We start from the raw sequence: 13,615 nt of genomic DNA on the forward strand, positions 1-13,615 counted from the left end.
CGCGGTGGCGCGGCGGCCGGGCGTCGGGTCAGCCGCCGGTGAAGGGGGCGATCGTCAGCGGAGTCGCGAGCGCCTCGCACGCGTCGCCGAGGTCTGCCTGGGCCTGCGACCACTCCGGGGAGCCCACGCCGGTCGACTCGGCGAACGTCCCGACCGCGACGGCCGGCGCGGCCGCCTGGAGGTCGCCGACCGCCGTCTGCACGGCGCTGTCCCCGCCGGACGGCAGGCGGCCGAGCACGCGGGTGGCGAGCCTGTACCAGCCGTCCCGCTCCTGCTCCGCCATGCGGCCGTCGGCGAGGCCGAGGTCGGCGTTCTCCACGATCGTCATGACGTCGCTGTAGGCGACGCAGGTCGCGGCGTCGTCCGGGGCACCGTCCTGCGCCGGGGCATCCGTGGCGGGCGACGGCGCAGCGCTGCTCGCCGCCTCCGGTTCCTCGGTTCCGTCCGCCGGGCCCGCACCGCCGGACCCGCACCCGACCAGGACCGCCGTGCTCAGCACCACGGCCGCTGCCGCCACCCACCCTCGCGCTCGCATCCGCGCATGCTACCGGTGCGGGGACCGCGCACGACGACGGGCGGCGACCCGGGGTCACCGAGGAGCGGCGACCGCGTGACCGGCGTCGCGCAGCACCCGGGTGGCCTGCTCGAGCCGCACCTCCGGGACCAGCACGAGGTCCGCGTGGAACGTGGACGCGACGAACACCGGCACGCCCGCCTCGCCCAGCGGCCCGACGACGGACGCGAGCACGCCCGTCGTCTCCAGCCCGTGCGCCGAGCCGTAGAAGCCCGCCCACCGCTCGGCGTCGTCGAACGGCGAGGCGTGCCGTACGACCGTGAGCCCTTCGGGGGCGCGCACGAGCGCGACCCACTCGTCGTCCTCGGGGAACGTGGCGCCCGGGACGTGGCCGAGCAGGAAGCGGTCGGGGACGACGTGCAGGTCGAGCGAGGTCATGGCCGCACGGTAGCGGTGGGCGCCCACACCGGGGCGTGGCGAGACGACGGGCTGCTCGCCGGACGAGGGCGGCGGGCGGGTACCGCGACCGGCACGGAGCCGCCCGTCAGCGGGCCAGGCGCTCCACGACCGCCCCGTACAGCCACGGCGCGGCGCTCGCGGCGGGCACGATCGCGCGGCGGGCGGGGCTGCCCGCCCAGGCGAGCAGGCCGGAGGTGAGGACGCGGTAGTCGCGCGTGGCGCGGGACCAGGCGCGCTCGTACCCGGCCGGGTCGTCGAGGTGGCGCACGGCGGCCTCGGCCTGGGCGAGCCCGACGCGCACGCCCTCGCCGGTGAGCGCGTCGACGTACCCGGACGCGTCGCCCACGAGGCGCACGTGCCCGGCGGTGCGGCGTCGGGCGCGCTGGCGCAGCGGCCCCGCGCCGCGGACGCGCCCGAGCACGGGGGCGTCGCGCACGCGGTCCGCGAGCTCGCCGAACGCGTCGAGCCCGTGGTGCGCGTCCTGCGGTGTGCCGCGGGTGCCGTCGCGGTGGGTGAGGACGGCGACGCCGACGACGTCGGGCGCGACCGGGGTGACGTACGCCTCGGCGTCCGGTGCCCAGTGCACCTCGACGAGGTCGCTCCACGGGGCGAGCCGGTAGTGGGTGCGCAGGCCGAACCGGGCGCGCCCGTGCGGCGGGGCGTCGAGGCCGGTCAGACGGCGCACGGTGGAGTGCAGCCCGTCGCAGCCGAGCACGCGGGCGGCCCGCACGACCTCGTCCGCGCCGCCGTCCGGCCCGGGTGCCTCTCCGGCGGGTGCTCGCGCCGCGCCGAGCACGACGTCGACCCCGCGGGCGTCCTGGCGCAGGGTCCGGAGCGTGGCGTGCTCGATCGTGACGCCCTCGGCGAGCGCTCGCTCGCGCAGGGCGGCGTGCAGCGCCGTGCGCCGGACGCCGCGGCCCGGGCCGGCGGCGAACGGGTGGTCGGCGTGGCGGGTGGCGTCGCGGTAGCTGATGCCGGCGAGCGGGTGGCCCGGCGGGTCGACGCCGAGGGCGAGGACCGCGGCGAGCGCGCCGGGGAGCAGCCCCTCGCCGCACGCCTTGTCGATGACGCCCGCGCGGCGGTCGACCACGAGGACGTCGTGCCCGGCGCGGCGGGCGTGCAGGGCGGCGGCGAGCCCGACGGGCCCGCCGCCGACGACCAGCACGTCGACGTCGCGGTCGGTCGTGCGGCGGTCGGTCGACCGGGGAGGGGTCACGGCACCGCCGGGTGCGCGGCGGCGCCGCCCGCGGTCGCGCGGGCGAGGGCGCGCTCCTCGGCAGGGATGCGGAAGCGGGCGAGCAGCACGGCGTTGAGCAGCGTGAACGCGACGGCCGTGATCCAGCACGAGTGCACGAGCGGCAGCGCGACGCCCTCGACCACGACGGCGACGTAGTTGGGGTGGCGCAGCCACCGGTAGGGGCCGCGTGCGACGAGCGGCAGGCCCGGCACGACGATGACGCGCGTGTTCCACCGCGGCCCGAGGGTCGCGATGCACCACCAGCGCAGGCCCTGGCTCGCGAGCACGAGGACGAGCATGGGCCAGCCGAGCCACGGCAGGAACGGGCGGTCGGCGAGCCACGCCTCGGCCACGCACGCGAGCAGCAGACCCGTGTGCAGGGCGACCATCGCGGGGAAGTGGCCGCGGCCCGACTCGACGCCGCCCCGGGCGAACGACCAGCGGGCGTTGCGGGCCGAGACGACGAGCTCGGCGAGCCGTTCGACGGCGGTGGCGCCGACGAGCACCACGTACCAGGCGAGGCTCATCCGTGGACCTCCTCGTCCGGGGCGGGCGCGTGCCCGGCAGCGTGACCGGCCTGTCGCGCGGGCGCCCGGCGCGGGCCGCGGCCGTCGAGCCGCAGCAGGACGAGCTCGGTGCTCACCCCGGGGCCGAACGCCATGAGGACGGCCGGCGTGCCGGGTGGCACGTCCGTGCGGGCCAGGGTCGCGCCGAGCACGTGCAGCACGGACGCCGACGACAGGTTCCCCACGTCGCGCAGGGACGCCCGGCTGAGCGCGAGGTCCTCCTCGGCGAGTCCCAGGGTGTCGCGGACGGCGTCCAGGACGCGAGGGCCGCCCGCGTGCACGACCCACGCCCCGACGTCGGCCGGTTCGAGGTCGTGCTCGGCGAGCAGCGCCTTGACGTCGCCCAGCAGGTGCGCACCGATGAGCTCGGGCAGGCGTGCCGACAGCACGATCTCGAACCCCGTGTCGCCGACGCGCCACCCCAGGTCGCCCGTCGTGCCCGCGTGCAGGTGCGAGCGCGAGTCGACGACGCGCACGCCCCGGGCGTGCACGCCCGCGCCCGCCCGCCCGTACGGGCCCGGGCGGCGGGCGAGGCGGTGCTCGTCCCCGACGAGGACGGCCGCCCCCGCGCCGTCGCCGAACAGTCCCGACGCCACGAGGTTCGCCGTCGACGGGTCGGTGCGCTGCAGCGTCAGGGAGCACAGCTCGACGGCGACGAGGAGCGCGACGTCCCGCGGGCGCCCTCGCAGCAGGTCGTCCGCCCGCGCCAGGCCCGCCGCGCCGCCGGCGCAGCCCCACCCGAACGACGGCGTGCGGCGCACGTCCGGTCGCAGGCCCAGCCGGGCCGCGACGAGCACGTCGAGCGTCGGCGCGCCCACGCCCGTGACCGTGGTGAGGACCACGTGGTCGACCTCGTCCGGGCGCAGGCCCGCGTCGTCGAGCGCCGCGCGGCACGCCTGCTCCGCGAGGTCGGTCCCGAGCGCGAGGAAGGCGTCGTTGGCGGAGCCGAACGACAGCCCGCCGTAGTCCTCCAGGGGCAGCGCGAGATGACGGGTCTCGACGCCCGCGTGGGCGTGCAGCCGGCGCGTGAGCGCACGGCGGACCGGGTCGTCGGTGAGCAGCTCGCTCGTGACCCGGGAGATCTCGTCCTGGCGGTACGCATGCGCGGGAAGCGAGGTCCCGACGGCGACGACGCGCGACATGCCCGCATCGTCCCACCGGCCCGGTCCGCCCGCGCGGGGGGAGGCGTGCGCCGCGACGACCGGCCCGGGCGCCGGGCGCGCGGGCCGGGGGCGGGCTAGGTTGCCGCCATGGTGACCGGTCGCTCGCGAGGGCTCGTGCGCGGCCTCGTGGTCGCGAGCCACTTCCCGCCCACCGTGATGGTCACCGCGTTCGCCCTCGCGCTCTCCGCGGGCATCGGTGCGGGCGCCCGCACGACGACGCTCGTCGCGCTCGCCGTCCTCACCGGCCAGCTCTCCGTCGGCTGGTCCAACGACTGGCTCGACGCGCGCCGCGACGTCGCCGTCGGTCGCGCCGACAAGCCCGTGGTCACTGGCCTCGTCACGGCGGCCACCCTGCGTGCCGCGGCGCTCGTGGCGCTCGGCGCGTGCGTCGTGCTGTCCCTCGCGACCGGGCTGCTGCCCGGGGTGGTGCACGTCGTCACCGTCGGGGTCGCGTGGTCGTACAACGCGCTGCTCAAGGCCACGTGGTGGTCCTGGGCCCCGTACGCCGTCTCCTTCGGGCTGCTCGCCGTGTTCGTCGTGCTCGCCGCCCCCGGGGAGGGTCGCCCCGCCCCGTGGGCCGTCGCGGCCGCCGCGCTGCTCGGCGTCGGCGCGCACGTCGCGAACACGCTGCCCGACCTCGAGGACGACGCCGCCACGGGCGTGCGCGGCCTGCCGCACCGGCTCGGGCGCCGCGCGAGCTCCATTCTCGCGCCCGTGCTGCTCGCCGCGGCGTCCGCGCTCGTCGTGCTCGCACCGCCCACGCCCCCCGGCCCCGTGACGTGGGCCCTGGGCGCCGTCGCCGTCGCGCTCGCCCTCGCCGCCGGCGTCGTCGGGGTCGTGCGCCCGCGCAGCCGCGCCCCGTTCGCGCTCTCCATGGCCGTCGCGGGCGTGTGCGTCGTGCTGCTCGTCCTCGCGGCGCTCGCCGTCGTCGTGCCCGGCTGACGGTCAGCCCGCATGACGGTCAGCCGGCCGCGCGCACCAGACCCTCGACCACGGCCGCCGCACCCGGGGACCGACGCTCCCCGTACGTGACCACGAGCACGCGCCGCGCCGCCCCCGGCAGCGCCCGCACCGTCACCCGCGGGTCCCGGTGCGCCCGCAGCGCCAGCGCGGGCAGCAGCGACACCCCCACGCCCGACGCCACGAGCGCCTGCACCGCGACGTAGTCGTCCGTCTCGAACGCGACGCGCGGCGTGAACCCCGCCCGCTCGCACCGGCCCACCAGGTCCGCCCGGCACCGCTCGCAGCCCGCGATCCACGCCGCGTCCGCGAGCGGCGCGAGGTCCACCTCCCCTGACGACGCCGCGGCCTCGTCCGTGGCGGAGTCCCTCCCGGGGTCCGTCCCCGGCTGCGGACCGGACCCCGCCCGCACGAGGAACAGCTCCTCCGCGAGCACCGGCACCGCGCGCAGCCCCTCCACGTCCAGCGGCGACCGGTCGTGCTCGAACACCAGCGCCACGTCCACCGCACCGCGCCGCAGCGCGTCCAGAGCCTCCGGCGGCTCCGCCTCCACGAGCCCCACGCCCAGCCCCGGGTGCTCGCGCGCCAGGCGACCCACGACGTCGGGCACCAGCGTCGCCAGCGCCGACGGGAACGCCGCCAGGCGCACCCGACCCGCCGACAACGACACCAGGGCGTCCAGCTCCTCGCGCGCCGCGCCCACGCGCCCCAGGATCTCGTCCGCCCGCGCCGCGAGCAGCCGACCCGCCGCCGTCAGCCGCACGCCCCGGCCGTGCCGCTCCGTCAGCGGCACCCCCACCTCCGCCTCCAGGCGCGCCAGATGATGGCTCACCGACGGCTGCGCATAGTGCAGCGCACGCGCCGCTCCCGTCACCGAGCCCTCGCGCGCCACCGCCGCCAGCACCCGCAACCGCGTCAGGTCCACGTCCACACCCTCCTGCGCGAAGCATAGATCCCGTCGATCAGTCGCCACAGAACAGGCATTGGACCGATGAGACGCCTCGCGGCACCGTGGACCCGTGCCCCCCGCAGACCTCGCCCCGCCCACGATGCGCGACGTCCTCGACGCCCGCCGCCTCCTCGCCACCCACCTCCAGCCCACCCCCACCCGCAGCTACCCCGCGCTCGACCGCGCCACCGGCACCCACGTCGTCGTCAAGCACGAGAACCACCAGCCCACCGGAGCCTTCAAGGTCCGCGGCGCCCTCAACCTCCTCCTGCGCCTCACCCCCGACGAGCGCACCCACGGCGTCACCGCCTTCTCCACCGGCAACCACGCCCAGGCCGTCGCCCACGCAGCCCGCACCACCGCCACCCCCTGCATCATCGTCATGCCCACCCACCCCAACCCCACCAAGGCCGACGCCGTCCGCGACCTCGGCGCCCGCCTCGTCCTCACCGGCACCACCTTCGACGACGCCCGCGAGCACGCCACGGCGCTCGCGGGCGAGGACGGGTCCCGGCTCGTCAGCGCGGCGAACGAGCCGCTCCTCGTCGCCGGGGTCGCGACGGCGTACCTCGAGCTCCTCGCCGACGCGCCGGACCTCGATGTGCTCGTGGTCCCCGTGGGCGGGGGGAGCGGCGCTGCCGCGGCGTGCCTCGTCGCCCAGGCGCTCGCCCCCGGGCTCGAGGTGGTCGCCGTCCAGTCGGCCGCCTCGCCCGCCGCGCACGACTCGTGGCGCGCGCGCGACCTCGTCGCCCGGCCCAACACCTCGCGCGCCGAGGGCCTCGCCACCGGCACCGGCTTCGCGCTCACCCAGGCCGTCCTGCGCGAGCACCTCGACGACTTCGTCCTCGTCGACGACGACACGATCGACCGTGCGGCCGCGCTCTACCTGACCGCGGCCCGGACCGTCGCCGAGGGGGCCGGCGCCGCCGCTCTCGCCGCCGTCCTCGCCGACCCCGACCGGTTCGCCGGGCGCCGCGTCGGCGTCGTCTGCTCGGGCGGGAACGCGAGCCCGGCGGAGCTGCGCCGCGTCTCCGCGCACCTGCCCCGGTAGCCGCCTCGGAGCCGGAGCGCGCGACGACGGCGGTCCCGGCGGCCGGACCGCGGCCCCGGGCCTAGGCTCGCCCCATGGCCCGCTACCTCGACGTGCACCCCGACAACCCGCAGCCGCGCGCGATCGCGCAGGTCGTCGCCCTCCTTGAGGACGGCGGCCTCGTGGCCTACCCGACCGACTCCGGCTACGCGCTCGGCTGCCGCATGGACGACCGCGAGGGCGCCGACCGCATCCGCCGCATCCGCCACCTCGACGACCGGCACCACTTCACGCTCGTGTGCGCCGACTTCGCCCAGCTCGGCCACTTCGTCATGGTCGACAACGCGGCGTTCCGGTCGATCAAGGCGGCCACCCCGGGCCCGTACACCTTCATCCTGCGCGCGACGTCGGAGGTCCCGCGCCGCCTCGCGCACCCGAAGAAGAAGACCGTGGGCGTCCGCATCCCCGAGGACACCGTCGCCCAGGCCATCGTCGCCGCGCTCGGGGAGCCGATCCTGTCGAGCTCGCTCATCCTCCCCGGCTCGACCGAGGCGCTCACCGACGGCTGGGCGATCAAGGAGGAGCTCGACCACGTCGTCGACGCGGTCGTCGACGGCGGCGAGCGGGGCAGCGCGCCGACGACCGTCGTCGACTTCTCCGACGGCGCCCCCGAGGTCGTGCGCGTCGGCGCGGGCGACCCGTCCCGCTTCGAGTAGGACACTGCCGGGCCGTCGTCGCGGCCACCCCGGACGGGATCGGCCGCGCCCGCCGGCCGCTCAGGCCCGCGGGCCCAGGAGCAGCCGCAGCCGCTCGCGGTCCACCGGGTCGACGAGCGCCCCGCGCTCCTCGCGCACCCACCAGTCGCCGGTGCGTCGTCGCTCGGCGCGCGTCGTGTACCGGTAGCGGAAGACGCGTGCCCGCACCCACCGCGGGGCGGGGCCGTCGGGGTCGTCGGCGAACGGGTCCGTCGCGAGCAGGCGCAGGGTCGGGCGGTCGGCTTCCAGGAGCCGGAGCAGCAGCACCTCGAACCACCGCGTGCCGGGCGACCCGAGCGCGAGGAACCACATCTGCCAGTCCAGCCGCAGGTGGTAGGGCGCGACCTGCGGCGGGCGGCGGCCCACGTCGCCCGGCTTGCCCCGGAAGGCGTACTCGACCCAGTCGTCGGGACCGGGGGAGCGAGCCGTCGTCCCCTCCACGACGACCTCGTCGCGGCGCCGCGAGACCGAGCCGAACGCGCCGTACGCGTTGACGAGCCGGAGCGGCTCGAAGCTCGCGTTCATGAGCTGCCGACGCGCGACGAGGTTGCGCGCCGGGCGCACGCCGAGGACGAGCAGGAGCGCCGACACCGCGAGCACGGCCACGACGAGGGTGACCGGGCCGCCCAGGGCGGCGCCGCCGTCGGGCACCGGATCCTCGCCGCGGCCGAGCGCGGGCACGAGCCACGACCCGACGGCGGCCCACGCGCCGTCGCTCACGACGCCGAGCCCGAGCACGATCGTCAGCCAGTTCAGCCACGCGAAGTTCCCGGTCACGAGCAGCCACGCCTGCGTGAGCACCACGACCCCGCCCGCGACGCTCGCGACCGGCTGCGGCGCGAAGAGCGCGAACGGCACGACGAGCTGCGTCACGTGGTTGCCCGCCACCTCGACGCGGTGCCACCACCGCGGCAGGTGGTGCGCGTGCCACGAGAACGGGCCGGGGAGGGGCTGCGTCTCGTGGTGGTATTCCAGGGCCGTGAGGTCGCGCCACGCGCGGTCCCCGCGGAGCTTGATGAGTCCCGCGCCGAGCTCGACCCGGAACAGGCACCAGCGGGCGAGGAGCAGGACGAGCAGCGGGGGAGGGGCGCCCTCGCCGGACGAGCCCAGCCACCCCACGAGGAACGTCACCTCGCACAGGAGCGACTCCCAGCCGAACCCGTAGAACCGCTGCCCGACGTTCACCACCGACAGGTAGACGGCCCACAGCACGAGGTACGCGAGCGTCGTCAGCCACCACGGCCCGCGCTGCGGGACCCCCATGACGAGGAGCGCCGCCAGCCCCGCCCCGCCCCACGCGAGCGCGCCGACGAACCGGTCCGAGCACCGCCACCGGAGCAGGCTCGGGGCGTCGCGCCACGTCGTGCGCGCCACGAACGTCGCGGCGGGCAGCAGCCCGCGCTCGCCCAGCAGCGGGCGCCACTGCCGCACGACGACGAGGAACGCGACGACGAGGACCGCTGCCGTGCCGCGCTGCAGCACCTCGCGCGCGACGTCGTAGCCGGGCGCCCAGAACCACGACCCGAGCCAGGTCGCCACGTCGTCGGGCAGGACGTCCGCCATCTGCCCACGGTAGGGCTGTGAGCCCTGTCTCACCCGCGGTCCGGCCGTCCCCGCGCCGGGCCACGACCGCGTCGCGCCCCTACCATCGGGGCATGAGCAGCCAGGGCCTGAGCCAGTCCACCGACCGCATGCGCGACGCGGGCGTCGCGCCCCCCGCTATCGACGTCTTCGCCCGGTTCTACCGGCTCCTCGAGTCCGGCGCGACCGGCATGATCCCCGAGGCCGACGTCGAGCCGCTCACCGACGTCACGCACCGCGACGAGCTCGAGGTGCCCGAGGGCGCCGCCCGCGAGGCGCTGCGCCGCACGGCGGTCATCAAGCTCAACGGCGGCCTCGGGACCTCGATGGGCATGGACCGCGCCAAGTCGCTCCTCACGGTGCGCGACGCCGACCCGCAGCGCCCCGACGGCGGACCGCTGACCTTCCTCGACGTCATCGTCGCGCAGGTCCGCGCCGCCCGGCGCGCGACCGGGGCGCCCCTGCCGCTGCTGCTCATGAACTCGTTCCGCACGCAGGCCGACACGCTCGCTGCGCTCGCCCCGCACGACGACCTCGCCGTCGGCGACCTCCCGCTCGACTTCCTGCAGAACCGCGAGCCCAAGCTCCTCGCGAGCGACCTCACGCCCGTCGACTGGCCCGCCGACCCGGAGCTGGAGTGGTGCCCGCCCGGCCACGGCGACCTGTACACCGCCCTCTACGCGTCCGGCGCGCTGCGCGCGCTGCTCGACGCCGGGTACCGGTACGCGAGCGTCTCGAACTCCGACAACCTCGGCGCCGCGCCCGACGCCGCGATGGCCGGCTGGTTCGCCGCGAGCGGGGCGCCGTTCGCCGCCGAGGTCGCACGCCGCACGCCCGCGGACCGCAAGGGCGGCCACCTCGTCGTGCGCCGCAGCGACGGGCGCCTCGTCCTGCGTGAGACGGCGCAGACCCCGGCCGAGGACCAGGACGCCGCCGCCGACATCGGCCGGCACCGGTACTTCAACACCAACAACCTGTGGTTCGACCTCGAGGCGCTGTCGGCCGAGCTCGACCGCACCGGCGGGGTGCTCGAGCTCCCGCTCATCAAGAACACCAAGACCGTCGACCCGACCGACCCGTCGTCGCCCGAGGTCGTGCAGATCGAGTCCGCCATGGGAGCCGCGGTCGAGGTGTTCGACGGCGCCGTCGCGATCGAGGTCGGCCGCGACCGGTTCCTGCCGGTGAAGACGACGAACGACCTCCTCGTGCTCCGCTCCGACGTCTACGACCTCGACGACGCGTACCGGTTCGTCGCGCGCACCGACGCGCCGTTCGTGGACCTCGACCCGGCTCACTACAAGACCATCGCCGCGTTCGACGCCCGGTTCGACGACGGCACCCCGTCCCTGCGCGCAGCCCGCTCGCTCACGGTGCGCGGGGACTGGACCTTCGGCTCCGGCGTGACCGTCACCGGCGAGGCCGAGCTCGCCGACCCGGGCGGCTCCGCCCGCGTCCCCGACGGCGCCGTCGTCGGCCCGGACGGCCTCAGCGCCTGACGCGGAGGCAGAGCCCGGGTCGGCCGAGGTAGAGCCCGGTCGGCCGAGGTAGAGCCCCGGTCGGCCGAGGTAGAGCCCCGGTCCGCCGGGGCAGAGGCGTAGTCGGCCGAGGTAGAGGCCTGGTCCGCCGGGGTAGAGGCGTGGTCGGCCGGGCACTGCAGGCGCCGGGCGGGTGCGCTGCCCTCGCCTCGCCTCGCCTCGCCTCTCGGCCCGACGGCGGTGGCGGCCCGGCTTGTCGTGGTCGCCTGCACCGACGGGTCGAGCGAGCAAGCATCGACCTGCGAGCAGCTCTGCGTCACGCGACGACGGCTCTACTTCGCGTGACCGGGCCTCTACCTCGCGCGACCACGGCTCTACCTCGCGCGACCACGGCTCTACCTCGCGGTGCGCGGGGTTCTTGTGCGGGCGCGGTCAGGCGGGGACGTCGACGACGCGGCTTTCGCCCCGGCGCGCGACGAGGGCGCCGGACGACGCGGCGGCGAGGTCGGCGTCGAACCGGTCGAGTCCGGCCGGGGGGACGAGGACGGTGAACGCGGCCGTCGTGCCGTAGTCGACGCCCTCGAGCGTGCCGTGGTGGTGGTCGCACCAGTCGCGCAGGAGGCCGTGGAGCCGCCCGGCGTCGGCGTGCGGGACGTCGACATGCACCGCGGTGAGCACGGCGCGTCGCACGGGTCGCGCGAGGTCGAGCGCCTCGCTCACCGCGCTCGAGTAGGCGCGCACGAGGCCGCCCGCGCCGAGCAGGACGCCGCCGAAGTACCGCGTGACGACGGCGACGACGTCGGTCACGTGCCGGTGCCGCAGCACCTCGAGCATGGGGATGCCCGCGGTGCCGGAGGGCTCGCCGTCGTCGGTGGAGCGCTGCTGGTCGGCGTGCGGGCCGACGACGAGCGCGACGCAGTGGTGGCGCGCGTCCCAGTGCTCCTTGCGCACGCGTGCGACGACGGCGTCGGCCGCGGCGACGGACGGGACGGGGGAGAGGTGCGCGAGGAAGCGGGACTTCTTGACGACCAGCTCGTGGTCGACGGGGCCGGCGATCGTCCCCCACAGCTCCCCGGTGCCCGCGCTCACCCTGCGAGCCTAGCCGCGACGGCGCCCGGGTCGGTCGTCGACCCGGGCGCCGCCGACGGGCGTCGTGGCGGTCAGTCCGTGCCGGACTCCATCGCGGCGCGGTCGAGGAGCGCGTCGTCGCCCTCGGCCATGCCGCGCGACGCGATGACCTCGGCGCCGCCCTCGGGCATCGCGCCGATGAGCTCGGTGGAGGCCTGCACGGCGCCGATGAGCGCCGCGTGCGTGGTGCCGACGATCCCGATGCCGGCGTACTGCTCGAGCTTGGCCCGCGAGTCGGCGATGTCGAGGTTGCGCATGGTGAGCTGGCCGATCCGGTCCATCGGGCCGAACGCGGAGTCCTCGGTGCGCTCCATCGACAGCTTGTCCGGGTGGTAGCTGAACGCAGGCCCGGTGGTGTCGAGGATCGAGTAGTCCTCGCCGCGGCGCAGGCGCAGCGTGACCTCACCGGTGACGGCCGTGCTGACCCAGCGCTGGAGCGACTCGCGGATCATGAGCGCCTGCGGGTCGAGCCACCGGCCCTCGTACATGAGGCGGCCGAGGCGGCGGCCCTCCGCGTGGTACTGCGCGAGGGTGTCCTCGTTGTGGATCGCGTTGACGAGGCGCTCGTACGCGGCGTGCAGGAGCGCCATGCCGGGGGCCTCGTAGATGCCGCGGCTCTTGGCCTCGATGATGCGGTTCTCGATCTGGTCGGACATGCCGAGCCCGTGGCGGCCGCCGATCGCGTTGGCCTCCTGGACCAGCGCGACGGCCGACTCGAACTCCTCCCCGTTGATCGTCACCGGACGGCCCTGGACGAAGCCGATCGTCACGTCCTCGGTCTCGATCTCGACCGCGGGGTCCCAGAACCGTACGCCCATGATCGGGTCGACGGTCTCGATGCCCGTGTCGAGGTGCTCGAGCGTCTTCGCCTCGTGCGTCGCGCCCCAGATGTTCGCGTCCGTGGAGTACGCCTTCTCGGTGCTGTCCCGGTACGGCAGGTCGTGCGCGAGCAGCCACTCGGACATCTCCTTGCGGCCGCCGAGCTCTGCGACGAAGTCCGCGTCGAGCCAGGGCTTGTAGATGCGCAGGTGCGGGTTGGCGAGCAGCCCGTAGCGGTAGAACCGCTCGATGTCGTTGCCCTTGAAGGTCGACCCGTCGCCCCAGATCTGGACGTCGTCCTCCTGCATCGCGCGGACGAGGAGCGTGCCCGTGACCGCGCGGCCCAGGGGAGTGGTGTTGAAGTACGCGCGGCCGCCGGAGCGGATGTGGAACGCGCCGCACGCGAGCGCGGCCAAGCCCTCCTCGACGAGCGCGGCGCGGCAGTCCACGAGGCGCGCGATCTCGGCGCCGTAGGCGGTCGCGCGACCGGGCACGGAGCCGATGTCCGGCTCGTCGTACTGGCCGATGTCGGCGGTGTAGGTGCACGGCACCGCGCCCTTGTCGCGCATCCACGCGACGGCGACGGACGTGTCGAGGCCCCCGGAGAACGCGATCCCGACGCGCTCTCCCACGGGCAGGGAGGTGAGAACCTTGGACATGGGCACGAGTATGCAGCATTCTGCATACGTATTCAATTCGGCGGTCAGGGGTCGCGACGCTCCTGGCGGCGACACGCCCGCCAGTCACTTCGGCACAAAAAGTGTGCCAAGCGGTAGGGTCCACCCATGCCCGACGACGCGACGTCACCCACCAGCCCGGACACGGCCGGCCGCGCGACCACCAGCACCAGCACCAGCACCAGTGCCGCGTCCCGCTACCCGCGCCCCACCGTCACGCTCGACGAGGCCGAGTGGGTGTGGCGCCTGCTGGCGACGGAGGCGATGGTCGAGGCCGCGAAGCCGGAGACCGTGCGCCTCGC

The 13,615-nt window shown here is 76.1% G+C and carries 13 protein-coding genes; 4 read left to right on the plus strand and 9 right to left on the minus strand.

Translation table 11 applies throughout. The annotated features are described in order from the left end of the window. Positions 1-28 precede the first annotated feature (28 nt). The 5 genes from E1O70_RS04580 to E1O70_RS04600 form a co-directional block, all read right to left on the minus strand. Complete coding sequence (locus E1O70_RS04580; protein ID WP_128957510.1) at positions 29-535, minus strand: hypothetical protein; 507 nt, start codon at positions 533-535, stop codon at positions 29-31. 54 nt (positions 536-589) lie between these two features. After that, positions 590-952 carry an ACT domain-containing protein gene (locus E1O70_RS04585; RefSeq protein WP_061268460.1) on the minus strand — a complete coding sequence of 121 codons (363 nt, stop codon included), beginning with the start codon at positions 950-952 and terminating at the stop codon, positions 590-592. Positions 953-1,058: 106 nt separating this feature from the next. Continuing rightward, on the minus strand, positions 1,059-2,189 hold the full coding sequence (locus tag E1O70_RS04590) for an NAD(P)/FAD-dependent oxidoreductase (protein ID WP_061268438.1): 1,131 nt from the start codon (positions 2,187-2,189) through the stop codon (positions 1,059-1,061). Further along, the gene (locus E1O70_RS04595; protein WP_061268437.1) at positions 2,186-2,737 is read right to left on the minus strand and encodes an isoprenylcysteine carboxyl methyltransferase family protein; all 552 of its coding nucleotides are present in this window, start codon (positions 2,735-2,737) and stop codon (positions 2,186-2,188) included. Before E1O70_RS04595 ends, E1O70_RS04590 begins: the two co-directional genes overlap by 4 nt. Further along, on the minus strand, positions 2,734-3,918 hold the full coding sequence (locus tag E1O70_RS04600) for a type III polyketide synthase (protein ID WP_082774628.1): 1,185 nt from the start codon (positions 3,916-3,918) through the stop codon (positions 2,734-2,736). Before E1O70_RS04600 ends, E1O70_RS04595 begins: the two co-directional genes overlap by 4 nt. A gap of 108 nt (positions 3,919-4,026) precedes the next feature. On the opposite strand from E1O70_RS04600, the gene E1O70_RS04605 reads away from it, so the two are divergent. Beyond that, complete coding sequence (locus E1O70_RS04605) at positions 4,027-4,881, plus strand: UbiA family prenyltransferase (protein ID WP_061268436.1); 855 nt, start codon at positions 4,027-4,029, stop codon at positions 4,879-4,881. A gap of 19 nt (positions 4,882-4,900) precedes the next feature. Here E1O70_RS04605 and E1O70_RS04610 read toward each other — a convergent pair whose 3' ends face one another. Beyond that, on the minus strand, positions 4,901-5,824 hold the full coding sequence (locus tag E1O70_RS04610; protein WP_061268459.1) for a LysR substrate-binding domain-containing protein: 924 nt from the start codon (positions 5,822-5,824) through the stop codon (positions 4,901-4,903). 94 nt (positions 5,825-5,918) lie between these two features. Here E1O70_RS04610 and E1O70_RS04615 point away from each other — a divergent pair, with 94 nt between their 5' ends. Both E1O70_RS04615 and E1O70_RS04620 read left to right on the plus strand, forming a co-directional pair. Then, on the plus strand, positions 5,919-6,899 hold the full coding sequence (locus E1O70_RS04615) for a threonine ammonia-lyase (RefSeq protein ID WP_240696596.1): 981 nt from the start codon (positions 5,919-5,921) through the stop codon (positions 6,897-6,899). Between the two features lie 74 nt (positions 6,900-6,973). Then, positions 6,974-7,594 (plus strand): L-threonylcarbamoyladenylate synthase, encoded by a 621-nt coding sequence (locus E1O70_RS04620; protein ID WP_061268434.1) that lies wholly within the window; start codon positions 6,974-6,976, stop codon positions 7,592-7,594. Positions 7,595-7,654: 60 nt separating this feature from the next. On the opposite strand, the gene E1O70_RS04625 is transcribed toward E1O70_RS04620, so the two are convergent. Further along, entirely contained in the window at positions 7,655-9,196 is a 1,542-nt protein-coding gene (locus E1O70_RS04625) for a lipase maturation factor family protein (protein ID WP_061268433.1), read from the minus strand. A 92-nt stretch (positions 9,197-9,288) separates the two neighbouring features. Here E1O70_RS04625 and E1O70_RS04630 point away from each other — a divergent pair, with 92 nt between their 5' ends. Beyond that, positions 9,289-10,710 carry a UTP--glucose-1-phosphate uridylyltransferase gene (locus E1O70_RS04630; RefSeq protein WP_061268432.1) on the plus strand — a complete coding sequence of 474 codons (1,422 nt, stop codon included), beginning with the start codon at positions 9,289-9,291 and terminating at the stop codon, positions 10,708-10,710. Positions 10,711-11,121: 411 nt separating this feature from the next. Here E1O70_RS04630 and E1O70_RS04635 read toward each other — a convergent pair whose 3' ends face one another. Beyond that, positions 11,122-11,778 carry an IMPACT family protein gene (locus E1O70_RS04635; RefSeq protein ID WP_061268431.1) on the minus strand — a complete coding sequence of 219 codons (657 nt, stop codon included), beginning with the start codon at positions 11,776-11,778 and terminating at the stop codon, positions 11,122-11,124. Positions 11,779-11,849: 71 nt separating this feature from the next. Further along, complete coding sequence (gene argG / locus E1O70_RS04640) at positions 11,850-13,295, minus strand: argininosuccinate synthase (RefSeq protein WP_061268430.1); 1,446 nt, start codon at positions 13,293-13,295, stop codon at positions 11,850-11,852. Positions 13,296-13,615: the final 320 nt, after the last annotated feature.

The sequence above is a fragment of the Cellulosimicrobium funkei genome, from assembly GCF_004519295.1.
Lineage (GTDB): Bacteria > Actinomycetota > Actinomycetes > Actinomycetales > Cellulomonadaceae > Cellulosimicrobium > Cellulosimicrobium funkei.